This window comes from Microbacterium sp. K24 (assembly GCF_004794465.1).
GTDB lineage: Bacteria > Actinomycetota > Actinomycetes > Actinomycetales > Microbacteriaceae > Microbacterium.
On sequence record NZ_SSDJ01000081.1, the window covers coordinates 31,262 to 54,012 of the forward strand.

At 69.5% G+C, this 22,751-nt stretch carries 24 protein-coding genes and 1 tRNA gene; 17 read left to right on the forward strand and 8 right to left on the reverse strand.

Annotation, left to right across the window (positions count from 1 at the left end; genetic code table 11):
- The first annotated feature begins 251 nt into the window (after positions 1 to 251).
- From DW306_RS06105 to DW306_RS06140, 8 genes are all read left to right on the forward strand, one after another.
- Positions 252 to 776: an Asp23/Gls24 family envelope stress response protein gene (locus DW306_RS06105; protein ID WP_136054728.1), complete on the forward strand. Its 525-nt coding sequence runs from the start codon at positions 252 to 254 to the stop codon at positions 774 to 776.
- Positions 773 to 961: a DUF2273 domain-containing protein gene (locus DW306_RS06110; protein WP_136054729.1), complete on the forward strand. Its 189-nt coding sequence runs from the start codon at positions 773 to 775 to the stop codon at positions 959 to 961. Before DW306_RS06105 ends, DW306_RS06110 begins: the two co-directional genes overlap by 4 nt.
- On the forward strand, positions 961 to 1,356 hold the full coding sequence (locus tag DW306_RS06115) for a hypothetical protein (RefSeq protein WP_240747090.1): 396 nt from the start codon (positions 961 to 963) through the stop codon (positions 1,354 to 1,356). Before DW306_RS06110 ends, DW306_RS06115 begins: the two co-directional genes overlap by 1 nt.
- Positions 1,353 to 1,937: a DUF6286 domain-containing protein gene (locus DW306_RS06120; protein ID WP_136054730.1), complete on the forward strand. Its 585-nt coding sequence runs from the start codon at positions 1,353 to 1,355 to the stop codon at positions 1,935 to 1,937. The genes DW306_RS06115 and DW306_RS06120 overlap by 4 nt, the downstream gene beginning before the upstream one ends.
- On the forward strand, positions 1,934 to 2,548 hold the full coding sequence (locus DW306_RS06125) for a hypothetical protein (protein ID WP_136054731.1): 615 nt from the start codon (positions 1,934 to 1,936) through the stop codon (positions 2,546 to 2,548). The genes DW306_RS06120 and DW306_RS06125 overlap by 4 nt, the downstream gene beginning before the upstream one ends.
- 36 nt (positions 2,549 to 2,584) lie before the next feature.
- On the forward strand, positions 2,585 to 2,797 hold the full coding sequence (locus tag DW306_RS06130; RefSeq protein WP_136054732.1) for a hypothetical protein: 213 nt from the start codon (positions 2,585 to 2,587) through the stop codon (positions 2,795 to 2,797).
- A gap of 108 nt (positions 2,798 to 2,905) precedes the next feature.
- Complete coding sequence (locus DW306_RS06135; RefSeq protein WP_136054733.1) at positions 2,906 to 3,079, forward strand: CsbD family protein; 174 nt, start codon at positions 2,906 to 2,908, stop codon at positions 3,077 to 3,079.
- 151 nt (positions 3,080 to 3,230) lie between these two features.
- Entirely contained in the window at positions 3,231 to 3,560 is a 330-nt protein-coding gene (locus DW306_RS06140) for an L-rhamnose mutarotase (RefSeq protein WP_136054734.1), read from the forward strand.
- Between the two features lie 30 nt (positions 3,561 to 3,590).
- Here the strand turns inward: DW306_RS06140 and DW306_RS06145 are convergent, their stop codons facing one another.
- Positions 3,591 to 4,271 carry a histidine phosphatase family protein gene (locus tag DW306_RS06145; RefSeq protein WP_136054735.1) on the reverse strand — a complete coding sequence of 227 codons (681 nt, stop codon included), beginning with the start codon at positions 4,269 to 4,271 and terminating at the stop codon, positions 3,591 to 3,593.
- Between the two features lie 101 nt (positions 4,272 to 4,372).
- Between DW306_RS06145 and DW306_RS06150 the strand changes: the two genes are divergently transcribed.
- Positions 4,373 to 4,603, forward strand: a complete 231-nt coding sequence (locus DW306_RS06150; RefSeq protein WP_136054736.1) for a hypothetical protein — start codon at positions 4,373 to 4,375, stop codon at positions 4,601 to 4,603.
- 2 nt (positions 4,604 to 4,605) lie between these two features.
- Here DW306_RS06150 and DW306_RS06155 read toward each other — a convergent pair.
- Together DW306_RS06155 and DW306_RS06160 are read right to left on the reverse strand one after the other, a co-directional pair.
- Positions 4,606 to 4,679, reverse strand: a tRNA-Gly gene (locus tag DW306_RS06155).
- 113 nt (positions 4,680 to 4,792) lie between these two features.
- Positions 4,793 to 9,226, reverse strand: coding sequence for a glycoside hydrolase (locus tag DW306_RS06160; protein WP_136054737.1), 4,434 nt, complete (start codon positions 9,224 to 9,226; stop codon positions 4,793 to 4,795).
- A 104-nt stretch (positions 9,227 to 9,330) separates the two neighbouring features.
- On the opposite strand from DW306_RS06160, the gene dcd reads away from it, so the two are divergent.
- On the forward strand, positions 9,331 to 9,936 hold the full coding sequence (gene dcd, locus DW306_RS06165) for a dCTP deaminase (protein WP_136054738.1): 606 nt from the start codon (positions 9,331 to 9,333) through the stop codon (positions 9,934 to 9,936).
- A 1-nt stretch (position 9,937) separates the two neighbouring features.
- On the forward strand, positions 9,938 to 10,393 hold the full coding sequence (locus tag DW306_RS06170) for a hypothetical protein (RefSeq protein ID WP_136054739.1): 456 nt from the start codon (positions 9,938 to 9,940) through the stop codon (positions 10,391 to 10,393).
- Here DW306_RS06170 and DW306_RS06175 read toward each other — a convergent pair.
- Positions 10,377 to 11,330, reverse strand: coding sequence for an alpha/beta hydrolase (locus DW306_RS06175; protein ID WP_136054740.1), 954 nt, complete (start codon positions 11,328 to 11,330; stop codon positions 10,377 to 10,379). The genes DW306_RS06170 and DW306_RS06175 overlap by 17 nt on opposite strands.
- Before the next feature lie 73 nt (positions 11,331 to 11,403).
- Here DW306_RS06175 and DW306_RS06180 point away from each other — a divergent pair, with 73 nt between their 5' ends.
- Entirely contained in the window at positions 11,404 to 12,051 is a 648-nt protein-coding gene (locus DW306_RS06180; RefSeq protein WP_136054741.1) for a TetR/AcrR family transcriptional regulator, read from the forward strand.
- 61 nt (positions 12,052 to 12,112) lie between these two features.
- On the opposite strand, the gene DW306_RS06185 is transcribed toward DW306_RS06180, so the two are convergent.
- On the reverse strand, positions 12,113 to 12,883 hold the full coding sequence (locus DW306_RS06185; RefSeq protein ID WP_136054742.1) for a hypothetical protein: 771 nt from the start codon (positions 12,881 to 12,883) through the stop codon (positions 12,113 to 12,115).
- A gap of 105 nt (positions 12,884 to 12,988) precedes the next feature.
- Between DW306_RS06185 and DW306_RS21565 the strand changes: the two genes are divergently transcribed.
- Positions 12,989 to 13,546: a MarR family winged helix-turn-helix transcriptional regulator gene (locus tag DW306_RS21565; RefSeq protein ID WP_240747091.1), complete on the forward strand. Its 558-nt coding sequence runs from the start codon at positions 12,989 to 12,991 to the stop codon at positions 13,544 to 13,546.
- Positions 13,547 to 13,565: 19 nt separating this feature from the next.
- Here the strand turns inward: DW306_RS21565 and DW306_RS06195 are convergent, their stop codons facing one another.
- The 3 genes from DW306_RS06195 to DW306_RS06205 form a co-directional block, all read right to left on the reverse strand.
- Positions 13,566 to 14,483, reverse strand: a complete 918-nt coding sequence (locus DW306_RS06195; protein ID WP_136054743.1) for a cation diffusion facilitator family transporter — start codon at positions 14,481 to 14,483, stop codon at positions 13,566 to 13,568.
- A gap of 18 nt (positions 14,484 to 14,501) precedes the next feature.
- Complete coding sequence (locus DW306_RS06200; RefSeq protein WP_136054744.1) at positions 14,502 to 15,908, reverse strand: MFS transporter; 1,407 nt, start codon at positions 15,906 to 15,908, stop codon at positions 14,502 to 14,504.
- Between the two features lie 63 nt (positions 15,909 to 15,971).
- Positions 15,972 to 16,868, reverse strand: coding sequence for an Lrp/AsnC family transcriptional regulator (locus DW306_RS06205; RefSeq protein ID WP_136054745.1), 897 nt, complete (start codon positions 16,866 to 16,868; stop codon positions 15,972 to 15,974).
- Between the two features lie 222 nt (positions 16,869 to 17,090).
- On the opposite strand from DW306_RS06205, the gene DW306_RS06210 reads away from it, so the two are divergent.
- From DW306_RS06210 to speB, 4 genes are read left to right on the forward strand one after another with little or no spacing between them, the layout of a single operon-like run.
- A complete protein-coding gene (locus tag DW306_RS06210; RefSeq protein ID WP_136054746.1) occupies positions 17,091 to 18,428 on the forward strand; it encodes an MFS transporter in 1,338 nt (445 codons plus the stop codon).
- A gap of 52 nt (positions 18,429 to 18,480) precedes the next feature.
- Positions 18,481 to 20,148 (forward strand): amidohydrolase, encoded by a 1,668-nt coding sequence (locus DW306_RS06215; RefSeq protein WP_136054747.1) that lies wholly within the window; start codon positions 18,481 to 18,483, stop codon positions 20,146 to 20,148.
- Positions 20,141 to 21,751, forward strand: coding sequence for a thiamine pyrophosphate-dependent enzyme (locus DW306_RS06220; protein WP_136054748.1), 1,611 nt, complete (start codon positions 20,141 to 20,143; stop codon positions 21,749 to 21,751). Before DW306_RS06215 ends, DW306_RS06220 begins: the two co-directional genes overlap by 8 nt.
- 2 nt (positions 21,752 to 21,753) lie before the next feature.
- Entirely contained in the window at positions 21,754 to 22,704 is a 951-nt protein-coding gene (gene speB, locus DW306_RS06225) for an agmatinase (protein ID WP_136054749.1), read from the forward strand.
- Positions 22,705 to 22,751 lie beyond the last annotated feature (47 nt).

Sequence of the window (22,751 nt, forward strand, 5' to 3'; positions counted from 1 at the left end):
CGCGCGCGCCCCTACCCGTGATTCCGCGGCTCCGCCGGTGATCGACGACGTCGATCCGCCCATGAGACCCCCCGTTCCGTGGGCGCGGAAACGCACCCTCCGAAGAAGAGACGATACGGGCGCACGAAAAGTTCAGATCTTTTCGTGACGAATCGGCGGGTCCATGCGTCTTACCTGTGAGCGAGTCGATCGCTCCCGGCAGGAGCCCACGGGGGCTCGCGGTCGGCCCACAGATCGAGATAGGACCCGTCATGGCAAACCAGGATCAGAACACTCCCGCCACCCCCGCCGAGAAGGGACTGCCCGACACGGCAGCCGCCTCGAAGCCGGCAGCTTCCACCTCTCGCGTGGACCGCTCCTCGAGCTTCTCGACGTCGCGCATTCCTGCCGACACGGATGCCGCGGGCAAGACGGTCATCGCCGACGGCGTGGTCGCCAAGGTCGCCGGCATCGCCGCTCGTGAGGTTCCCGGTGTGTTCGCGCTCGGTGGTGGCGGAGCCCGCGCCTTCGGCGCCATCCGCGACGTGATCAACGCGACCGACCTCGCTCAGGGCGTCAAGGTCGAGGTCGGCGAGACCCAGGCGGCTGCCGACCTGACCATCGTCGTCGAGTACCCCGCTCCGATCCAGGAGGTCGCGAGCAACGTACGCGCCGCCGTCGCCGGTGCGATCACCCGCCTGGTCGGCCTCGAGGTCGTCGAGGTCAACGTCGAGGTCAACGACGTGCACGTGCCCGGCACCGACAACCAGGAGAACGAGGAGTCGCGAGTCTCATGACCCCCACCACCACCGGCGCCCTGATCGGCGCCCTCCTCGCCCTCGCAGCGCTGCTGTTCGGGTTCTGGGGATTCCTTCTCATGGCTCTGTTCGCCGGCATCGGCGCGGTGGTCGGTCGGATCGTCTCCGGCAAGATCGACGTCCGCGGGCTCGCCGACGCCTTCACAGGGCGGCGCACCTCCTGATGCGCGTCGACCAGCACCTCGCCCCCGGTGGCGGCCCTGCAGGGGTCGCCACCGGAGGGGACGCCGTCCCGGGCCGCATCGACGTGAGAGAGCGCGTGTACCGCACGGTCACCGAGCAGGCGTCCGCAACCCTGATCGGTGTGCCCCGCGGTGACGTGAAGGTCGACGTCGCGGAACACCCCGGAGGCATCGCCGTCCGCATCGCGACGCCGCTTCCCGTCCCCGATCTCGACGACACCGCCGCGATCGCCCAGAGCATGCCGGTCCTCGACCGGGCGCGTCAGCTGCAGGAGCAGTTGCAGCAGAGCCTCTCCCGAATGCTCGGCCGAGAAGTGACGCGCATCAACCTCACCATCACCGGCGCCACCATCCCTGAAAGGAGACGAGTGCGATGAGCACCCCGGTTCTGCGTCGCGTCGTCCGACGCGAGACGCATTCGCCGCGCACCGTCGCGACGTTCGTCGCGGTCATCCTGCTGATCCTGGCGCTCGCCTATATCGGACTGGAGATCGTGCTGAACCTCGCGGCTCAGCCGGCACTCCTCCTCGGTCCCGCCGCGGCAGGAGGATGGCTCGTCGGTCTTCCGACCGCCCAGCCGGCAGGGCTCGTGATCGCGGGCAGTGTGGTCCTCGCCGTCATCGGCGTGGTCTTCATCGTCCTCGCCATCACCCCCGGCCGTCTCTCGAAGCACACGCTCGAGGCCGGAGACCGTGCGGTCGTCGTCGACAACGGCGTGATCGCGAGCGCTCTCGCCCAGCATGTGTCCGATCAGACGGGTCTCGCCCGCGAGAACATCACCGTCGGCGTGGGCCACCGCAGCGTCGACGTCACCGTGCGCCCCGGCGCCGGCGTCCCGCTCGACAAGAGCATGGTGCAGTCGGCTGCCGAGCTCGAACTGCAGACGTACCGGCTCACCCGGAGCGTCCGCACGCGGGTTCGCATCGATCGCCCCGACGAGAAGGAAGACGAGCTGTGAACAACACGAACCGTGCGTTGAACCGCACCCTGCTGCTGATCATCGGCCTGATCTTCCTCGGTCTCGGCGCGGTCGGCGTCGCCATCATGAGCTGGCCCACCGCGACAGACGTATGGACGTCGGGCGGAAAGGGCGCCCGCACCTGGCTCGACCAGGCGATCGCGGCTTCCGCCATCGCCGGTGGCAACCTGTCGTGGATCGGCGTCGGCGCTGTCGCCGCGATCCTCGTGGTCATCGTGCTGCTGATCCTGGCGCTCACCAGCGTCGCGGGTCGTCGCTCGAAGACGGTGCTGCGCTCGTCCGGTGCGCAGAACCCGCTCGGCCGCGTCACCGTCACGGAGTCGTTCGTCTCGGATGCCGTGAAGAACTCGTTGGCGACGCGAGACGAGATCCTCTCGTCGAGTGTCACGGCCAACGACATCAAGAGCCGGCCGGTGCTGCACGTGGCCGTCACCCCCCGGCAGAACACCGACCCTCGCGAGCTGGTCGAGCACATCGACCGCCTGCTCACGAACCTCGCCGCCCTGACCGGGCGCGAGACCGAGACCTACGTCTCGATCCACACCGGTCTGCGTGCGCGTCTCGCCCACGATCAGCGCCGGCTCGTCTGAGCCGCGTCCACCTCACCCACAGGGAAAGCAGCCACCATGCGTGACAAGATCCTCCTCATCGGCGCTGTCGCCTTCGTCGCCTACATCTTCGGAAGCAGGGCCGCGACGGTGCGGATCGACAAGGGCGAGTCGGTGCGACACCAGCTCGTGCGCATGTGGAACGACCCCAAGGCAAAGAAGGAGCGTCACAAGAAAGCCGAGAAGGCAGCCAAGGCGGCGCGGAAAGCGCTCGACAAGGCGCGTCGCTGAATCGGCATCCGCCCCCTCCCAGACTTATCGCCGGTCGCTGCGCGGCGCGTCGATAAGGCGTCGGGGATCACCCCGACGTCATGATCACCACCAGGAAAGGAGCTCCCCATGGGACTCGATGACAAGATCAAGAACGCCGCTCAGGACATCGCCGGCAAGGCGAAGGAAGCGATCGGCAACGTGACCGACAACGACAAGCTCGTCGCCGAGGGCAAGGCCGACCAGGCCAAGTCCGACGTGAAGCAGGCCGGCGAGAACGTCAAGGACGCCTTCAAGAAGTAATCGCAGGCGGCCTGCGATGCGGGGCGGACGGGGGAGACCCTGCCCGCCCCGCATCGTCATGTCGCGGCCGACGGTGCCATTCTGGAGAAGACGGATGCCGCGACGCCGGTCGCGATCTCGTTCCGCTCCCGCATCTGACGAAAGGCCCTGAATGCGCATCGCTCTGCACTCCGAGATCCGCGAGGGCGCGATCGACGACTACCGCTCGCACCACGCCCGCATCCCCGACGACCTGGCCGCGACGTTCGCCCGCATCGGCATCCGCGACTGGACGATCTGGCGCTCGGGTCACCGTCTCTTCCACCTGGTCGAGTGCGAGGACTGGGATGCCGCGCTCGCGGCTCTGGCCGATGATCCCGCGGACCACGCGTGGCAGGCCGAGATCGGCCCGTTCGTGGAGCTGTTCCGCGACGCCGACGGCTCCGAGGGGTTCGTGCCCCTCGAGGAGGTGTGGGACCTGCGGTCGCAGGTCGACGGCTGAACCGGTCTCTTGCGGAGCGAAGACTCGACGTCAGTCGAGGTCTTCCGCGGTCAGCGAGCCCGTCGGGTCCTGGCTCGCAGGGTGGACCGGAGTGTCGACCTGCGGGCCGCCGATGGGGTTCGATGTCCATTCCACCAGCGTCCAGGAGCCGTCGTCCTCGCGTTCCACCAGGGCGCTGCCGGTGTTGTGCAGCTCGATGTCGGAGCTGAACAGGTCGCCCATGTTGCGGCACCGTCCGCCGACCCAGACGCGGATCGCGGCACCGTGGCTGACGATGACCGGATGGGGTCCGCCCGAGGTCAGAGCCCGCTCCACCGCGTCGTCGAACCGCTCGAAGAACTCGTGGCCGTTCTCGGCGCCCGGCATCCGCACGTCGAGATCGCCGCTCGCCCACGCCCATGCCACTTCAATGTAGCGCGTGAAGGAGGCGAAGCCCGCCGCCATCTCATCGTCACCGGCGTCGATCTCCCGGACGCCGGCATCGATCACGGGCGTCAAGCCGCGTTCCTCCGCGAGCGGTGCCGCCGTCAGCGACGTCCGCACGAGGTTCGAAACGGTGATGCTGCTGATCTCGCGATCCTTCAGCGCCCTGGGGATCGCGGCCGCCTGTCGGTGCCCGAGCTCGGTGAGGCCGGGGCCCGGAGCCGCCGTATCGAGCAGGCCGCGCACGTTCGACGGTGTCTGAGCATGACGGATCAGGAGCAGACGCATGCGTCCATCCTAGGAACCTGCGGCGACATCGAGCCTCGCAGCCGCCGGCGCTGATCCCGCAGCGTGCGGCGCTTCGACGACAGAGGATCTGGGCGACCGTCATGCTCGTCGTCTGGGGCATCAACGGTGCGTGGTGGCTGCTGTCCGGCCTGCTCGACGGGTTCGATGCGTTCCGCGTGATCCTCGGCGTGGCGTTCCTCGGCCTGACGGTTGCGCAGGTGTTCGTGCTGCGAAAGGTCGCCCGGGCCATGCACTCCTTCGAGGAGACCTACGGCAAGGACGCTGGCCGGCGGAAGACCCACGCGCGGCCGCGCGATGGCGGGACGTCGTGATGTGGAGGGACTGACGGGAATCGAACCCGCGCTATCTGCTTGGGAAGCAGAAGTTCTGCCATTGAACTACAGTCCCGAACCCGCTCGCGGAGCGGGTGAACGCAAGCCTACCCGTCCGCCGCCGGATGGCAAAAGCTCGGGGGCCACCACGGACGACTGCCCGCAGTGACCCCCGACGGATGAATCCGGTCAGCGCCGCCAGCGCCGCCGGCCGGCGAAGGCGAGACCGCCGCCGACGAGCAGGAGCGCCGCGAGTGCCAGCATCGCGGAGAGCGCGCCGCCGTCGAGGCCGGTCGAGGCGAGTGCTCCGCCGCTCGCTCCACCGACGACCCCGCCGGCTCCCGGCTGCCCGGTCCCCGGTTGCGCTGCCCGCACCGTCAACGCGGCGCGGAACTCCGATCCATCGGCCCTCGTCATCACGACGTGGTGCGCTCCGGCGGGGACGCTCGTCGGGACCCGCCAGGTCAGGGACGCGGCTCCGGCGCCGTCCGCCGTCACCGTGCCCATGTCGACCGGGTCGGAGTGCAGCGCGAACGACACGTCCTCCTCCGGTTCGAGCCCGGCGACCTCGACGGTGATGCGGTCGCCGGCGGTGACGGCATCCGACGAGATCGTGATCTCGGGCGCCGCCGGAGTCGTCGGCTCGTCGAGCGTCACCATGATCCAGCTCACCTGCACGTCGGCGTCGCGCGTCGGATGCAGCACCAGCTCGATCTCGCCGGCGTCTCCCACGCTGATGTCGGCGTAGCTGCGCGTCTCATCGGCCGCCGTGTAGTCGTGGTCCTCTTCGACGACCGCGCCGTTGACGCTCACCTGTGCCCCGCGGTCATCCCACTGGTCCCAGGGATCCGCGTAGCCGACGTGCACGCTGTACCGCCCCGGCTCCAGGTCGCCGAAGCGGTACGCGATATCGCGCTGTTCGACGGCGTACCGCAGGGTGGAGAACATCGTGCCGTCGGTCGCACCCGACGTCTTGCTGCCCTCGCTGACGTAGCCCCACGAGGCGCCGGTGTCGGCGTCTTCTCCGTAGGGCTGGTCGGCGCGGCTGTTCTGCAGGTCGCCGTCGGCGACAGCATCCTTCAGCGCCAGCCAGTCCGATGTCTGCTGCCCGCCGGCGTTGACCGCGTAGCGGATCCCCTCCGGCACCACCGCGATCGTGCGGGTGAAGGTGCGCCCGCCGAACTCCGGCAGGGTGCCCGTCGCCGTCACGATGCCGGGGGCGTCGAAGGATCCGCTGAAGCTCCACGTCACCGGCTGCTCGGTCGCGACGCCGTTCCTCGTCACGTTCACGACCGGCACGTCGAAGTCACCGCCGACCGGAACCGTCTCGGGAACCGCCGAGACCTCCCACGCCGACCACTGATCGAGCTGGTCGAGCGTCCACTCGTCGTACACCTCGACCGAGAGCGAGTCTCCGCCCTCGCCCATGCTGATCGGGAGCCACACCATCTGGGCGTTCTTCAGGTCGGTGCCGCCGTTCCAGCGGTCACCCATGTAGATGTACTTCCCCTGGTCGGGATCGACGGGGATCACCGACGACGGCTGCGAGTTCCACGAGTTGCTCTGCGCCCACCAGGGGAACGGATCGCCCATCTCGGTCCACGCGCCCATGAGGTCGGTCGACGTCGCCCACTGCGCCGGGTTCGGGCTCCACCCGGTCGTGCCCGACGTGATCAGGAAGTACCGCTCGTCGTGCTGGAAGATCGCCGGGGATTCGCGCGACTGGTTCACGAAGATGCGGTTGTAGTCCACGCCGAGAACGGCCTCATCGGCGGGCGTCGCGAGATCGGTGTACTCCTCGTTCAGCTTCGAGATGAACATGGTGGCGTTCTCCTCGCTCGAGTAGATGATGTATCCGGTCCCGTCGTCGTCGACGAACAGGTTCATGTCGCGCGCCATACCGGGGTTGTTCGGCGCGTTGTTGACGGGATCGGCATCCGCCGGCGCAGAGTTCAGCCGGTAGCTGTCGATGTAGCGGAACGGCCCGAACGGGGAGTCGGCCACGGCCACTCCGGCATTCGCTTTGGCGTACTGCGCCGACGACGTCGCGGACGGTCCGTCCATGTGCGCCCACATCACCCACTTGCCGGTCTTCTCGTTGTAGATGACCTTCGGGCGTTCGATGATCGGAGGGGTCACCCCCTCGACCGGCACGGTGCCGAGGTCGCGGTAGACGGCATCCTTCTGCTCCTGCGAGTAGTCGCCGTAGAGCGCCTCGAAGTACGGATCGTCGAAGTCCTCCGTCGACGCCAGCGTGCGCAGCGCGACCCCGCGGTCCTCCCAGTTGTAGAGGTCGTACGAGCTGTAGACGTGCACGCCCGGCGCCGAGTGGTAGCCGTTCGTGCGGTCCTCGCCGTAGAGGTAGTAGATCGTGCGGCCGTCGTCGTCCTTCGACGGGACCACCTGACCGCCGTGGGCCTGGATCACCTCGCCGTCGGTGTCGAGCCACTCCTGGCCGGGACGGAAGCTCGCGTACGGAGCGATGTCCTCGCGCGCCGGGTCGAGACGCCACTGCTGGTTCGCGCCCCCGTTCGACTGCCATACCCCCACCGACGCGCCGGTCGATGTCGAGGCGCCGGCGACGTCGAGCACCTTCCCGCGGCCGGCGTTGAGCAGGCTGAAGGTGGTGCCGTTCGTCGAGGTCATCATCCACAGGGCCGATGGATCGGCGGATGCCGCGGCGTCGTCGAGCGTCTGCAGCGCGGTGCCGTCGCCATCGGCCACGAGCGCGCGACCGTCGGCGGCGCGCAGTGCGAAGCGGTCGCGCGTCGTTCCCGGCTGGTCGTCGATCAGCGATGCCGTCCACGTCTGGGCTTCGATCAGTGCGGGCTCACGGGCACTGCCGAGCTGCGTGCTGTCGTCGACCACGGTCAGCGCGTGCCCGCTCTGCGCGCCCGTCAGCGTGTACGAGGCGCCGTCGCGGAGAGCCGGCGCCTCGGCGGCGACACCTCCGACGCCCGAGATGACGAAGGTGGTGACCGACTTCGCCGGAACCGTGAGAGTCGCGGCGCCGTCGGCGCCGACCGAGACCGCGGTGCCCGCGCGGAGCGCGTTCGCCTCCGGGTCGGATGCCGGCGACTCGGTGGTCACGATCGGCGTCACGGTCGCGCCCGCGTCGACCTCGCCGAACAGCGAGAGATCGATCGTGATCGTGCGGGCCTGGTCGCTCTCGTTGGTGTGCACGAGCGTGGCACCCGAGCCGTCACCGTCGATCGCGGCCGTGGTGTCGTCGTCGCCGACGCGGATCAGCTGGTCGCCCGGCTCGATGTAGTGCGTGAAGTTGCGGAGCGTGTTGTACTTCGCGTTCGTGCGGAGCTGGCAGCTCGGGTCGGCGTCGCCGTCGGCGATGCGGCGGGCGGAGTCGCCGTTCGCGTCGCAGTCGAAGTCGATGAAGATCGAACCCCAGTTCTTCTTCTCGACCTTCTCCATGTTGTAGAGGTCTTCGACCGGCTGCCACAGCACCCACGCCTCCGGCTCGAGCTCGCGCAGGTCGTCGCTGACCAGCTGCGCGATGCCGAGTCCGTTCTCGATCGCGTCGGGGTTCCAGCTGTCGCCGCCCCAGTTGCCCTCGACCTCGCTCATCCACAGCGGCTTGTCGGCGCTCTTGGCGATGTCGCGGACGAGCGGACGGCCGCCGGTGCCGTAGGTGTGCACGTTGAGCTGCGAGACCGCGTCCCGCGCTTCGCCGTCCCACCCGTTCCAGTCCTCGACGAACCGGTCGGGGTTGGTCTCGTCGGGGCCCGAGATCGCGGCATCCGTCGTGGTGCCCGACTCGGCGAGCTCGGCGGCGAGGGCCTTGATCACCTCGGCCTGCAGGGCGGGGCCGGCATGGGCGCCCTCCTGCCGGCTCGCGCTCGTGGGCCAGCCGTCATCGCCGAGAGTCGTGCCCCAGTAGTTGGTGTTCGGCTCGTTCAGCGGATCGATCGTGTCGAAGGAGATCCCCTGAGTGTCTTCGACGTGCTCGACCACGGTCTTCAGGTAGGTGGCGAAGGCGCCGAGCGAGTCCCGGCGGATCTGATCGGCCCAGGCGTCGGTGCCGCCGCTGACGAATCCGCTCTCGGTCAGGAAGTAGGGCGGGGAGTTGCTGAACGCCTCCCAGGTGTCGACCTCGTCCTTGATCGCCGAGACCCAGGCCAGCTGCGCGGCATCCGCGGAGAAGTCGTAGTCGCTCGCGTTCTCGCCCGTCCACGCGGCGCGGAAGCGGTCCCGGTCGGCGAAGTCGGAGGAGATCGCGCCGTTCTCGTCGGTGAGCGGCGCCTCAGGGTTCCACCAGCCGGGCACGGCACCGCCCGGGCGGAGGTAGTCGGGCACATCGGAGGCGTTGCCGCCGCCGATGTTGTAGCGCGCGATGTTGAGGTTCAGTCCGTCGTCGCCGAAGACCTTGTCGATCAGCTCGTCCCGCAGGTCGGCCGGGTAGGAGCCGGTGGCGTTCGCCATCCAGACCAGACTCGATCCCCAGCCCCGGAAGGATTCGCCGGCATAGGCCGGATTGGGGGTGAGGGTGAGGTCGGATCCGGCCGCCGTCGCCGCCTGCGGAACGGCGGTGAGCCCCGTCGCCGTCGCGGCGAGCACTGCGGCCAGGGCGAGCGCGCGCCGGTGCCGGGTCGTTCTTCTTTCAGACATCCTTGTCCAATCAGATTGTGTTGACGTCAACATGTCGACGTCAACACAATCTAGCGGATGACGTTCCTCCCGACAAGGGCAGAGCGGGCAACTAGGCTGAACCCGTGCTTCTCAGCGATCGCGACATCAGGGCAGAACTCGCATCGGGCCGCGTCGGCCTGCAACCGCACGAGCCGGAGATGATCCAGCCGTCGAGCATCGACGTGCGCCTCGATCGGTACTTCCGTCTCTTCGACAATCACAAGTACCCGTTCATCGATCCCGCCGAGGATCAGCCCGAGCTCACGCGTCTCATCGAGGTGAAGCCGGACGAGCCGTTCATCCTGCACCCGGGTGAGTTCGCGCTCGGAGCCACGTACGAACAGGTCACGCTTCCCGACGATGTCGCCGCGCGCCTCGAGGGCAAGTCGTCGCTCGGCCGCCTCGGTCTCATCACGCACTCGACGGCCGGATTCATCGACCCCGGATTCACCGGGCACGTGACCCTCGAGCTCGCGAACGTGGCGACCCTGCCGATCAAGCTCTGGCCCGGGATGAAGATCGGGCAGCTCTGCTTCTTCCGCCTCACCTCGCCGGCCGAGAACCCCTACGGTTCCGGCCCCTACGGCAACAGGTACCAGGGGCAGCGCGGGCCGACGGCATCCCGCTCCTTCCAGAATTTCCATCGCACGGATGTCGGCGTGACCGACATCGGAGCAGTAGGGGGCTGACATGAGTGACGGCAGCGGCACGACTCCGGACGAACCGGTCACCCCGGAAGAGCCGGCGATCGCGCCCGCGGATGTCGTCATCCCGCCGCCTCCGCCCGAGATCCCGATCCCCGAGGGGCTGCTGAACCCGCCGCCGGCGGAGAGCTCCGTGCCGGACGCGGTGATCCCGCCGGCTCCGGTCGAGGCTCGCCTCCGCTCGGCAGAACGCCCGCGCCCGGCGATCCTCGACGGCGACCAGCCGGCCGCCGTCGCCGACGACTGGTCGAAGCCGTCGGTCGCACCCGAGGTGCCGACATCCGGCGGCTACCGCGGGCTGACCGTCGCGATCTTCGCGTTCCTGTTCCTGCTGCTCGTGGTCGCGGTCGTGCTGCTGGTGTATCTGCTGAGCACGGGGAGCTTCCCGTTCCCGGTGTCGGACGCCGCGGTCGTGCCGATCGGCCTCACGCCGCTGTTCTGACGTCGGCCTTCGATCCGGGTTCCGCCCGGGGCTCCGTCTGCGCCGGGCGGGGTCGGGGCGCACCCGTGCCGAGCGCATCGACGGCCGCGGGGCCGCCGGTCGCCATCGCGACGACCGCGTCGAGCGTGGCATCCGCCGACAGCACGGTCGTGTGACCGAAGCCGTCGGTGCGGATCAGGCGTGAGCGCGCGCCGTGCGCGGCGTGGAGGCGCAGCGAGTCGGCATCCGGCATCCGACGATCGTTGCGATCGTGCACGACCAGCAACGACGACTCGTCGGGAAGCGGATGCTGCGCCGCATCGGACAGGGCCCCGGCCGTGGTCTCCTCCACGCCGAACCGTCGGCGGAACCGCATCTTCATGTGCTCCGCCGTCGCCCGGTCGACCCGGAACTCCCGCACGAACTCGTCGATGAAGGCGTCGGGGCCCGCACCGCCGGCGATGGCGACCACCGCCGGTGCCGGCACGCTCGATCGCGCGGCGGCGAGAGCGGCGAGGGCGCCGAAGGAGTGACTCACGATCGCCGTGAACGGCCCGTGGATCGTCTGCAGCTCCTCGGCCAGCGCCACCCAGTCGCGCACGTCGGTGCGGCGGCCCTTCGATGCGCCGTGGGCGGGCGCGTCGAACGTGACCACGCGGAATCCCTCGAACACGAGCTCTCGCACGAGAGGCGCGAACTGCGAGGCGCGGCCGCGCCAGCCATGCAGCAGCAGCACGGTGCGCGGCCCGGTGCCCCATTCGTAGCCGACGACCTCGAGGCCACGGACGGTGAGGCGACGGTGTCGGGCCTCGCTGTGGGTGGTGGCGTCCCAGTCGCGCACGCGCATCCGAGGGCCGGTCGTGAAGAAGGTGCGGAGCGCGAACGCGCCGGCGAGAGCGGGGGACACCGCGGCGGTGGCGCGGATGCCGCGGGCGACGAGTGCGGGCAGGGACGACATGGATTCTCCTTCGCCGAAACAATACGAACGATCATACGTATAGTAGGCGAACGATCGTTCGTATACTAGGGGGATGTCGGATCATGCAGTTCTGGACGGTCGGAGGGCTCGCGGCGATGCCTCGCGCCGCGTCGTGCTGCAGAGCGCGACCGACCTGGCGTCGGTCGACGGCCTCGACGGATTGACCATCGGGCGCCTCTCGGAGGCGTCGGGCTACAGCAAGAGCAGCATCGCCACGCTCTTCCAGAGCAAGGAAGGGCTGCAGCTCGCGACGGTCGCGGCGGCCCGCGAGATCTTCGTGGCGCAGATCGTCGAACCGGCGCGGTCGGAGCCGCGTGGGGTCCGACGCCTGGCGGCGCTGATGCGCAACGGCCTCATCTACTCGCGCGACCGCGTCTTCAGCGGCGGATGCTTCTTCGCCGCGACTGCAGCCGATGTCGACTCGAAGCCCGGTCCGGTGAGCGACGCCGTGCGCGCAGGGCTGTCTGACTGGTACGACTACGTCGGGATGCAGATCCGCTATGCGGTCGAGGCCGGCGAGCTCGAGGTCGACGACATCGAGGTGCTCGCTTTCGAGCTGATCGCCCTCGACGACCAGGCGAATTCGCGCTCGCTGCTCATGCGCGACGAGCGCCCGTACGAACTGGCGGCCGCCGCCATGCGCGGACGGCTGCGTGCGGCCGGCGCCGATGAGGACGCCGTCGCTCTTCTGGAGCTATGACGAGACGCCCCACCCGACAGTGCGTCGGATGAGGTGTCTCGATGTCTCCTGAGCCTGGAGATCAGGCGTCGCGACCCCGGCTATAGCCGGCGTCGAAGCCGCGCTCGTAGGCGTTCTGCACGAACCGTGCAGCGCGGTGCGGGCCGTGGCCGCGGCGACCGTGGTCTCCGCGCTCACCGTGCTCGCCCTCGCGGAAGCCCGGGTGGCCGTGGTGGCCCCGCCCGCGCTCGCCGTGGCGGCACTCGTCCTCGCGCTGGTCGGCGTCATGGCCGAAGCCGTGACCCGGACCGAAGCCGCGTCCCGGACCGAAGCCCGGGCCGAAGCCGCGACCGAACGGACGGCCGAAGCGGCCGGGGAAGCCGCGGCCCTCGCCGCGCCCGCCGAAGCCGTGGCGGCGTCCGCGGGGGAGAGGGGTCTCCTCATCCCAGCCGAACGCCCGGGCGATCTTCTCGAGCGAGGCGAGCGTGGTGGCCATCTCCTCGTCGGAGACGGCATCGGAGACCTTGGCCCGGATGCCGTCGACGACGGCTCCGAGACGCTCCTTGGCCGCGCGGCCCTCGTCGGTGAGCGTCCAGCCGTCGCCCTCGGCGACGATCCAGCCTCGTTCGACCAGACGGCGCAGCTTGTGACCGTGCAGGTTGTGCCCGTTCAGCGGTCGATCCGCCGGAACGGTTCCGTCGATGACGTTGAGGATCCGCCAGTCGCGGCGGCTCGCCAGCTCGGCCTCGAAGGCCGTGGCGAACTCCGCCGCCATCAGACGGTCGGCAGCCTTCAGCCAGTAGCCGAAGGGGCGGGAGGTGTTCTCTGAGTTCTGTGAATCAGTGGTGTTCATGGGAAGTCCTTAGATGTCAGTGTGCATGTGGTTGTCACATGTCATGTATATGTAGTGTGACATGCACCACAGATCCATGTCAAGTCGCATGTAAAATGAATTCTCGTGACGACCGAACCGAACGATCCCGCCGAAGCCATCGCCCAGGCCCTCTCGCGCCTGCGCGGACGCCGGTTCGGCGGCGGCCCCGGCGGCCGAGGCCATGGCGGGCCGCACGGCTGGCCCGGCGGCCCCCATGGTGATCCCGGTGAACACGGCGGCGGTCCCTTCGGCCACCGCGGGCATCCCGGGATGCCGCCGTGGATGTCCGACCCCTCCGGCCGCATGGGTGGCCCGGCCCGGATGCGGATGCTGGAGGCGCTGGCCACGGCATCCACTCCGCTGAGCGTCAGCGCTCTCGGTGAGGCGATCGGCGTCGATCAGCCCCGCGCGTCACGGCTCGTGCAGCAGGGGGTCGAGCGGGGGTTCGTGCGCCGCGAGGCCGACCCCGACGACGCGCGCCGCACGCGCATCGCGCTCACCGACGAGGGGCGGCGGATCGCCCGCGGCATGCGCGGTGAGCGGCGCGAGATGCTCGCCGGCGCGCTGGCCGCCTTCACCGATGAGGAGCGCACCGAGCTCGCCCGGCTGCTGAACAAGCTCGCCGACAACTGGCAGCGATAGGGCGGCTGCGGCCGCCCGCCTATGAGGCGGCGAACTCCAGTGACGGCTCGTCGTCGACCGAGAGCGACAGCACCACGGTCTCGACCGCTTCGTGTGCCTCGATCTGCTGCTCCACATCGCGCAGGCGGCGGGCGACGTCATGCTCGAGCGCATCGCCCGCGAGGTCGACCTCGGCGACGATGAACAGCCGGTTCGGTCCGACGTACTCGATGTGGAGGTACGTCACCCGTTCGATCTGGGGCAGGGCGAGCAGCGCAGTCCCGACACGCGCACGCAGCTTCGGCGCCGCCGTCGTGCCCACCAGGAAGTCGATGTTCCGACGGATGAGGATGATCGCGACCACCGCGAGCAGGATGCCGACGAGGATCGAGCCCACGGCATCCCAGGCGGCGGCGCCGGTGATCTGGTGGAGCAGGATCGCGCCACCGGCGATCACGAGGCCGATGAGAGCGGCGGCATCCTCGAAGAACACGGCGCGCAGCGTGGTGTCGCTCGTCTCCAGCACGAAGTCCCACGTCGACGACCCGCGCTCCTTCGCCAGCCGCCGCGATTTCACCATCGCCTGCGTGAACGACGCGCCCTCCAGGACGAACGCGATGCCGAGCACGATGTACGCGATGAGCGGGCTCTCGACCGGGCCCGTCTCCGACAGCTCCTGGATGCCGTGCATGATCGACACGATCGCTCCGGCCGTGAAGATGCCGAACGCCGCGATCAGCGACCACACGAACGCGTTACGGCCGTACCCCAGCGGGTGCCGGGCGTCCTTCGTGCGCGCCCCGCGGCGGTCGGCGATCAGCAGGAAGATCTCGTTGCCGGCATCCGCCCACGAGTGCGCCGCCTCGGCGACCATCGACGCCGACGACGTGATGACGGCAGCGACCGTCTTCGCGATCGCGACCAGGATGTTGGCGAGGAAGGCGATGATCACGGTCACGCGGTCAGGCTACTCCCGTCAGCGCGGCGCCTTCACCGGGAGGAGCAGCAGGAACCCGGCGATCAGCACGAGCACGATGCCGAGGATGCCGAAGGCGGTCTGGCTCGTCGCCACGATGAGGATGGTCCAGGCGCCCGAGGCGATCCAGCTGGCCGCGCGACCGGTCGTGGCGTAGAGGCCGAAGATCTCGCCTTCGCGGCCGGCCGGGGTGACCCGGGCGAGGAACGAGCGCGCCGCCGCCTGCGCCGGGCCGACGAAGGCGCACAGGATGAGCCCGCCGATCCAGAACACGATCGCCCCGCCGTCGCGAAGGAAGAACACCGCGAGGCCCGCGACGACCATCGATCCGATCGAGGCGAGGATGATGCGCTTCGGTCCGAGGCGGTCGTCGAGGCGTCCGGCGAGGATCGTGGAGACGCCGGCGATGAGGTTCGCGGCGATGCCGAAGATGATGATCTCCTGGGTCTCGAAGCCGAAGACCGCGGTGCCGATGATGGCTCCGAACGCGAACACCCCGCCGAGGCCGTCGCGGAACACCGCGCTCGAGAGCAGGTACCAGAACGTCGGGCGGGTCTCGGGGTCGCGGTACAGGCCGGCGACGTCTTTCACGAGCAGGCCGTATGAGCGGAAGAAGCCGACCTTGCGCTCGGGGCGACCGAGCGAGGGCTCCGGCACGTTCAGGAAGATCGGGATGCTGAAGATGATGGTCCAGACCGCGCACCCGACCGCGATCAGGCGGTAGGCGAGACCGTTGTCGGTCGACATGCCGAACCAGTCGAACGTGTCGAGCACCACCACGATCACGAGGGCGAGGATGCCGCCGATGTAGCCGAAGCCCCACCCGAGGCCCGAGATGCGGCCGACGTTCTTCGGATTCGCGATGCCGATGAGCATGGCGTTCGAGTTCACGGCCGCGATCTCACCGAAGACCGATCCGGCCGAGACGAGTGCCACGCCGAGCCAGAACAGGCTGGGGGTCGGCTCGACGAACCACAGCCCGAGCATGCAGAACACCAGGGCGCCGGTGCCGATCCCGAGCCAGAGCTTCTGCCGTCCGGCGGCATCCGCCTGCTGGCCGAGCACCGGGGCGAGGAGCAGGATGCCGAAGGCGGCGATCGTCGAACCCAGCCCGAGTCCCGAGGCGAGGTCGGCCTCGGCGGCCATCCGCACAGGGTCGGAGGAGTCGAGTGCCGCGATGTCGGCGGGGAGGAAGCCCTCGCCGACCAGGTACAGCGCCGTGAACACGAAGGTGAGGATCACGGTGTTGAAGGGCTGCGTCGCCCAGTCCCACAGCGCCCAGGAGTAGACCTGCTTCTTCGGGGCGGGCGTCTCGCCGCGCAGGTCGAGCCCGATCACGCCGACGGCTCCGCTGTTCGCGGTCGCTGTGGGCTCGGGTGTGACCGGGCGAGGTTCGGGTTCGCTCATGCTCGAAGTCTGGCGCTGCCCGGTGAACGGGGGGTGACGGCGCGCCGTGACGGTGCTCTCGCCTCACTCCGTGCGCAGCGGCCGGAGCGTGCGGGCGTAGTCCTCCTTCAGTACCGCCAGGTGCAGCCAGGCCTCGATGCGCGTGACTCCCGGGAGGGCGCGCAGGCGCTCGAGGCTCGCGTACAGCGCACCGGCCGACGGCTCGACGAGCGTCGCGACCGCGTCGAACCGGCCGAGGGTGCGCGCCGCGAAGTCGACGCCACGTCCGCGCCGCAGCTCGTCGATCACCGCTTCGTCGTCGTCACCGAGGATCATGCCGACGCCCATCGAGAGCTGCCGATGCGCGAGCCCGCGGGCCTCGACCGCGCTGATCTTGATGACCCCGCCGTCGATGAGCCGCTGCACCCGGGTGGCGACAGCCGAGGGGGAGAGTCGCACCTCTTCGCCGAGCGCACGGAAGCTGCGACGCCCGTCGGTCTGCAGCTGCTCGATCAGCGCCTCGTCGATCGCGTCGAGCGTCACGCCGCCGTGGTACTCCGAGACGAAGAATCCCTTGATCACCGTCGAGTAGATGATCGTGCTGATGTCGAGCACGCCCGAGATCGCACGGATCTGCGCGAGCAGGTCGTGCAGCTCCGACATCGACCCGACGCGGATCTCGGTGACGACGTCGTGCGAGCCGCCGACGGCCGACACCAGCACGGTCTCGCTCATGTCCCGCAGATGCTCGGCGACCAGCTCGACGGCGCCGTCGGTGCGGATCGAGACGTGGGCGAGCACGTGCTGCCCGAGGAACACCGGGTCGACGGCCGCGACGACTCGCACCGTGCGGTCCTCCAGCATGGCCTTGAGCCGGGCAGCGACCGCGGCGCGCGACTGACCGAGGCGGAGAGACAGGGAGCGGATGCTGGCGCGCCCGTCCACCTGCAGTGCGCGGATCAGTTCGGCGTCGAAATCCATGGCATCCGTCCGATTCGTCACTTTCCCGGGAACGCTCGCACTCGCGAGCACATCCTCAGCATACGAAGACACACGACCGGCGGGAAGACGACATCTGCATCGCCATCCGTTCATTACTCCAGTGAATGACTCCTTCCGCTGGAGTTCTGCCCTTGTCTGCGGCTCGTCGCGGTCGTAGCATCCTCCGGTACCCGACATCTTCCGCAAAGGAGCGGCCCACCCATGAGTTCCCCCACCACCAGCGGCACCCACAGCCGGGCGCGACGCGCCGGCATCGCCGCCTTCGTCGGCACCACGATCGAGTGGTACGACTTCTACGTCTATGCGACGGCCGCGGCCCTCGTCTTCGGTCCGCTGTTCTTCCCGAGCGGCGACCGGCTCGCCGAGACGGCCGCCGCCTTCGCCACGTTCGCGGTCGCCTTCCTCGTCCGCCCGCTCGGCGGCATCATCTTCGGCCACATCGGCGACAAGCTCGGCCGGCGCACGTCGCTCGTCATCACGCTGCTGCTGATGGGCGCCGCCACGGTGCTCGTCGGCTGCCTGCCGACCTACGAGAACGTCGGCATCCTGGCGCCGATCCTCCTGATCCTGCTCCGCGCGATCCAGGGTCTCGCGGTCGGTGGCGAGTGGGGCGGCGCGGTGCTCATGAGCGTCGAGCACGCGCCCGAGAAGTCGAAGACCTTCTACGGCGGCTTCACGCAGCTCGGCAACCCCGCTGGCGCCCTGCTGGCCTCCGGCATCTTCGCGATCATGTCGCGCATGGGTGAGAACTTCATCATCGACGGCGGCTGGCGCATCCCGTTCCTGCTCTCGATCGTGCTGGTCGGCGTCGGATTCTGGGTGCGCTACCGCGTCGAGGAGACCCCGGTCTTCGAGACCAAGGTCGAAGGCCGCAAGCAGTCGATGCCGCTGGCCTTCGCGCTGCGCACCAACTGGCGTCCGATCCTGCTCGGCATCGGCATCCTCCCGATCTCGACCGGCGGCTACTACCTCGCGACGACGTTCGTCACGGCCTACGCCACCGGCGAGCCGATCTCGGTCAGCGAGCAGGTCATCCTCGACGCGATGACCATCGCCTCCTTCGTGGAGTTCCTCGTGACGCTGCCGGTCGCCTGGCTGGGCGACAAGTGGGGCCGCAAGAACGTCATGTACATCGGCCTGATCACCTCGGTGCTGACCTTCGTGCCGTTCCTGCTGATCATGCCGGGACGCGTCGAACCGCTGATCTTCCTCTTCGCGTCGCTGGTGCGCATCGCGATGAGCGCGACCTACGCCCCCATCGCGGCACTGCTCGCGCAGATGTTCCGTCCGCAGGCCCGCTACACCTCGATCGCGCTGTCGTACGGCGTGGGCGCCGCGGTCTGGGCCGGATTCTCGCCGTGGTTCGCGACGCAGCTCATCGCCTGGACGGGCAGCATCTGGTCGGTCATCGCGATGTTCATCGGCATGGCCGTGATCGCCGGCGTCTGCACGAAGCTCGCGCCGCAGCACTCGGATGAAGCCCCGGTGACGGCATCCTTCACCGCCCGCACCGACACGACGGCGAACCGGCTGCCCTGATCGGCGCCGCCTCCCTCACCGCCCGCACCGACACGACCGCGAACAGGCTCCCATGAGAAAGCTCACCCCCTTCGACCGCTCTGCCCAGACCACGCCGCGACTGCTCACGGCGCGGGCGATCCACACGGCGGATGCCGAGGCCACCACGGCCACGGCGATGCTCACCGATCGCGGACGGATCCTCGCGATCGGCACCCCCGCCGAGTGCGAGGCTGCGGCCGAACGGGGTGGGCACTCCCCGGAGCGGATCGATCTCGGCGACGCGGTGGTCGTTCCCGGCTTCGTCGACGCGCACGCCCACCCCCTGATGTTCGGGCAGCTGATGACGTGGGTCGACTGCGGGCCCGAGAAGGCCGGCAGCATCCCCGAGATCGTGGCTCTGCTGCAGGCGGCCGCCGCCGAGACTCCGGAAGGGCGGCCCGTCCGCGGCTACGGCTACGAGCAGCGCAACCTCGCCGAGAAGCGGCATCCCACCCGCTTCGAGCTCGACGAGGTCGCGACGGACCGCGAGGTGTACCTGATGAACGCCTCGGGTCACGGCGGCGTCGTCAACTCGCACACGCTCACGGTGAACGGCGTCGACCGCGACACCCCGAATCCCGACGGCGGGGAGTTCTTCCGCGACGCCGACGGCGAGCTGACCGGCGAGCTGTCGGATGCCGCCTGCAACATCCTCACCGGCGTGCATGGCGTGAAGATCGGCCACCACGGGCCGAACTTCCACCTCGCCGACGAGCCCGAGGAGCACCTCCGCCAGCTGGATGCCGCGACGCAGCGTTTCCTCGCCGGCGGTGTCACCTCGATCGGCGACTGCCAGGTCACGCGCCGCGAGTTCGACATGTACCTGCGTCTCGCCGAGGCGGGGCGGCTGGAGCTGCGCGTGTCGATGTACCTGCTCTCGCACCTGCTCGACGAGGCGCTCGAGATGGGGCTGGTCGGGCAGTTCGGCAACGCGCACCTCAGCTTCGCCGGCATCAAGCTCTACGCCGACGGCACGCTCGGCGGCTGGACCGCGTACTTCCCCGACGGCTATGTGGGCGACCCGTGCCGCACCGGTCAGCTGTACCACGAGCCCGCCGAGTACACCGCGCTGATCAGCAAGGCCCACGCGGCCGGCCTCCAGACCGCGACGCACGCGCAGTCGCCGACCGCGATCGAGATGGTGGTGTCGGCGATCGAGGCCGCTCTCGCCGAGCGTCCGGATGCCGATGCCCGGCACCGCATCGAGCATTGCGGCCTGCCGACGCCCGAGCAGATCGAGCGGATGGCCGTCTCCGGCATCCGTCCGGTGAACCAGACGCAGCACTACTTCAACTGGGGGGAGGGCGTCGAAGAGGCCATCGGCACCCCGGGGGAGCGCTTCAACCCGCTCGGCGAGTTCGAGCGCGCGGGTGTGCCGTTCACGATCTCGTCGGATGCTCCGGTCGCCGAGCCCATCCCGCTCGAGGCCATCCAGACCGCGGTCACCCGCGTCACGCGTCGCGGGCACAAGCTCGGACCCGACGACCTGCGGGTCTCCGCGCTCGCCGCGCTGCGTGCCCACACGATCGAGGGCGCGATCTCGATCGGCCGCGAAGACGATCTCGGATCTCTCGAGGTCGGCAAGTACGCCGACTTCGCCGTGCTCTCCGACGATCCGCTCGCCGTGGCCGCCGAGGACATCGCCGCGATCACCGTGCGCGAGACCTGGGTGGACGGGGAGCGTCGGCACCGTGCCTGACGTCGCCGCCGACTACGCCGACACCGCGGGCCGCGCGGTGCTCGAGACCATCCGCGCCTATGGCGTGACCGCGATCTTCGGTATCCCCGGCACCCACAACCTCGAGCTCTACCGGCCGCTCGCCGATCTCGGCATCCGCGCGGTGACGAACCGCCACGAGCAGGGATCCGGCTACGGCGCCGACGGATGGGCGCACCAGACCGGCCTCCCCGGCGTGGTCATCACCACCTCCGGACCGGGACTGCAGAACGCCATGAGCGCGATCGGCACCGCCTTCTGCGAGTCGCGTCCGCTGCTCGTGCTGTCGCCCGGCGTGCCCCTCGGCGCGGAGTTCGCCGACGTCGGCACCTTGCACGAGACGAAGGATGCCACGGCCATGGTCGGCGCGATCGCCGAGTGGTCGCGTCGCGTGCAGTCGGCGGCAGAAGCCGTCGAGGCCGTGCACGATGCGTTCACCCTCTTCCGAACCGGTCGCCCGCGGCCTGTGCATATCGAGATCCCCCTCGACGTTCTCGAAGCCGCAGCGGATGTCCCCCTCGCGGATCGGAAGGCACGATCCGTGCCCGATCCCGCCGCGGGCGACCCCTCCTCCGTGGCGGATGCCGCGCGCCTGCTGGCCTCCGCTCGCACCCCGGTGATCGTCGCCGGTGGCGGAGCGACGGATGCCGCCGCAGAAGTCACCGCGCTCGCCGAGCACCTGGGTGCTCCGGTGCTCACGACGCTGAACGGCAAGGGCGTCGTCGACGAGCGGCATCCGCTGTCCCTCGGATCGAACCTGCGCCTCGCGGCCGCACGCGCCGTCGCGGAGGATGCCGATGTGCTGCTCGTGATCGGGTCGAAGCTCGGCGAGGCCGAGCTGTGGGCTCCGCGGCTGGAGGCGCGCGGAGCCGTCGTGCGCGTCGACATCTCGCCCGCGCAGCGCGACAAGAACCTCACCGCGACGGTCGGGATCACGGGTGATGCGACGGCGATCGCCGGTTCGCTGCTCGCAGCTCTCCCTTCGGAAGGGCGACCGGCCCCCGATCTCACCGCGGCGCGCGCGGCGATCGATGCCGAGATGCGTGAGACCGCGCCGGATGCCGTCGCCCTCGCCGAGATCATCGTCGAGGGCCTTCCCGCCGACGCGATCGTGGCCGGTGACTCCTCGCAGATCGTCTACATGGCGCTGGGCAGCGTGCTGCGGGCGCAGCATCCGCACTCCCTGCTGTACACGCCCACCTACGCGACGCTCGGCTACGGCCTTCCCGCGGCGATCGGCGCGCGCGTCGCGCAGACCGAACGCCCGGTCGTCACCGTGATCGGCGACGGCGCATTGATGTTCTGCGTGAACGAGCTCGTGACCGCTGTCGAGCAGCGCCTCGACGTCACGATCGTGTGCGTCGACAACGGCGGCTACGCCGAGATCCGTCAGAACGAGGTGGATCGCGGAATGTCCCCGATCGGCGTCGACCTCGTGCAGCCCGACTGGGCGGCCCTCGCGACGGCGTTCGGCGCGACCGGACGCCGGGTCGATCGTCGCGACGACATCGTGCCGAGCATCCGCGCCGCCATCGCCGAGGGCGGCGTGCAGCTCGTCCACATCCCCACCGGAAGACAGGACTGACCATGACCGACAACATCGGCCCCATCGACGCCTCCGTGAACCCCCGATATTCCGGGATCGCGACCTTCGCCCGGCTGCCGCGCATCGAGGATGTGCCGCGCGCCGACATCGCCGTCGTCGGCATCCCCTTCGACTCCGGCGTGAGCTACCGCCCCGGCACGCGCTTCGGCCCGTCGCACGTGCGCGAGTCGTCGCGTCTGCTGCGTCCGTACAACCCCGCGCAGGACGTCTCGCCCTTCGCGATCGCGCAGGTGGTGGATGCCGGTGACATCCCGGTGAACCCCTTCGACCTGACCGCCGCGGTGAGCGAGGTCGAGACGGCCGCGATCGCCCTCGGCGAGCAGGTGCAGCGCATCGTCACGATCGGCGGCGACCACACCGTCGCGCTGCCGCTGCTGCGGGCTGTCGCCGCGAAGCACGGCCCGGTCGCGGTGCTGCACTTCGACGCACACCTCGACACCTGGGACACGTACTTCGGTGCGCCGATCACGCACGGCACGCCCTTCCGCCGGGCGAGCGAAGAGGGGCTGATCGACCTCACCGCGAGCTGCCACGTCGGCACCCGCGGCCCGCTGTACTCGAAGCAGGACCTCGAGGACGACGAGCGCCTCGGCTTCTCGATCGTGTCGAGCGAGTACATCGAGGAGCACGGCGTCGAGGCCGCGATCACGCGGGTCCTGCAGCGCATCGGCGACAAGCCGCTGTACGTCTCGATCGACATCGACGTGCTCGACCCCGCGCATGCCCCCGGCACCGGCACCCCCGAGGCCGGAGGCCTGACGAGCCGCGAGCTGCTGCGCATCCTGCGGGCTCTCGGCGCGCAGAACATCGTCGGCGCCGACGTCGTCGAGGTCTCCCCGGCATACGATCACGCGCAGATCACCGGCATCGCCGCGAGCCACGTCGTCTACGAACTCGTGAGTCTGCTGGCCTCACAGGTCGCGCAGCCGTAGCCCCGGCATCCGGCGTCGGCGGTTCCGGTCGCACTTTCCGCCGCCTT

Bases quoted from the DNA above. Each gene is read 5' to 3' on its own strand.
- speB (WP_136054749.1), top strand. From the start codon at position 21,754: ATGACCGACAACATCGGCCCCATCGACGCCTCCGTGAACCCCCGATAT.
- DW306_RS06200 (WP_136054744.1), bottom strand. From the start codon at position 15,908: ATGAGCGAACCCGAACCTCGCCCGGTCACACCCGAGCCCACAGCGACC.
- DW306_RS06105 (WP_136054728.1), top strand. From the start codon at position 252: ATGGCAAACCAGGATCAGAACACTCCCGCCACCCCCGCCGAGAAGGGA.
- DW306_RS06135 (WP_136054733.1), top strand. From the start codon at position 2,906: ATGGGACTCGATGACAAGATCAAGAACGCCGCTCAGGACATCGCCGGC.
- DW306_RS06140 (WP_136054734.1), top strand. From the start codon at position 3,231: ATGCGCATCGCTCTGCACTCCGAGATCCGCGAGGGCGCGATCGACGAC.
- DW306_RS06180 (WP_136054741.1), top strand. From the start codon at position 11,404: ATGTCGGATCATGCAGTTCTGGACGGTCGGAGGGCTCGCGGCGATGCC.
- DW306_RS06185 (WP_136054742.1), bottom strand. From the start codon at position 12,883: ATGAACACCACTGATTCACAGAACTCAGAGAACACCTCCCGCCCCTTC.
- DW306_RS06130 (WP_136054732.1), top strand. From the start codon at position 2,585: ATGCGTGACAAGATCCTCCTCATCGGCGCTGTCGCCTTCGTCGCCTAC.
- DW306_RS06170 (WP_136054739.1), top strand. From the start codon at position 9,938: ATGAGTGACGGCAGCGGCACGACTCCGGACGAACCGGTCACCCCGGAA.
- DW306_RS06160 (WP_136054737.1), bottom strand. From the start codon at position 9,226: ATGTCTGAAAGAAGAACGACCCGGCACCGGCGCGCGCTCGCCCTGGCC.
- DW306_RS06145 (WP_136054735.1), bottom strand. From the start codon at position 4,271: ATGCGTCTGCTCCTGATCCGTCATGCTCAGACACCGTCGAACGTGCGC.
- DW306_RS06210 (WP_136054746.1), top strand. From the start codon at position 17,091: ATGAGTTCCCCCACCACCAGCGGCACCCACAGCCGGGCGCGACGCGCC.
- DW306_RS06115 (WP_240747090.1), top strand. From the start codon at position 961: ATGCGCGTCGACCAGCACCTCGCCCCCGGTGGCGGCCCTGCAGGGGTC.
- DW306_RS06110 (WP_136054729.1), top strand. From the start codon at position 773: ATGACCCCCACCACCACCGGCGCCCTGATCGGCGCCCTCCTCGCCCTC.
- DW306_RS06205 (WP_136054745.1), bottom strand. From the start codon at position 16,868: ATGGATTTCGACGCCGAACTGATCCGCGCACTGCAGGTGGACGGGCGC.
- DW306_RS06175 (WP_136054740.1), bottom strand. From the start codon at position 11,330: ATGTCGTCCCTGCCCGCACTCGTCGCCCGCGGCATCCGCGCCACCGCC.
- DW306_RS06120 (WP_136054730.1), top strand. From the start codon at position 1,353: ATGAGCACCCCGGTTCTGCGTCGCGTCGTCCGACGCGAGACGCATTCG.
- DW306_RS06215 (WP_136054747.1), top strand. From the start codon at position 18,481: ATGAGAAAGCTCACCCCCTTCGACCGCTCTGCCCAGACCACGCCGCGA.
- DW306_RS06150 (WP_136054736.1), top strand. From the start codon at position 4,373: ATGCTCGTCGTCTGGGGCATCAACGGTGCGTGGTGGCTGCTGTCCGGC.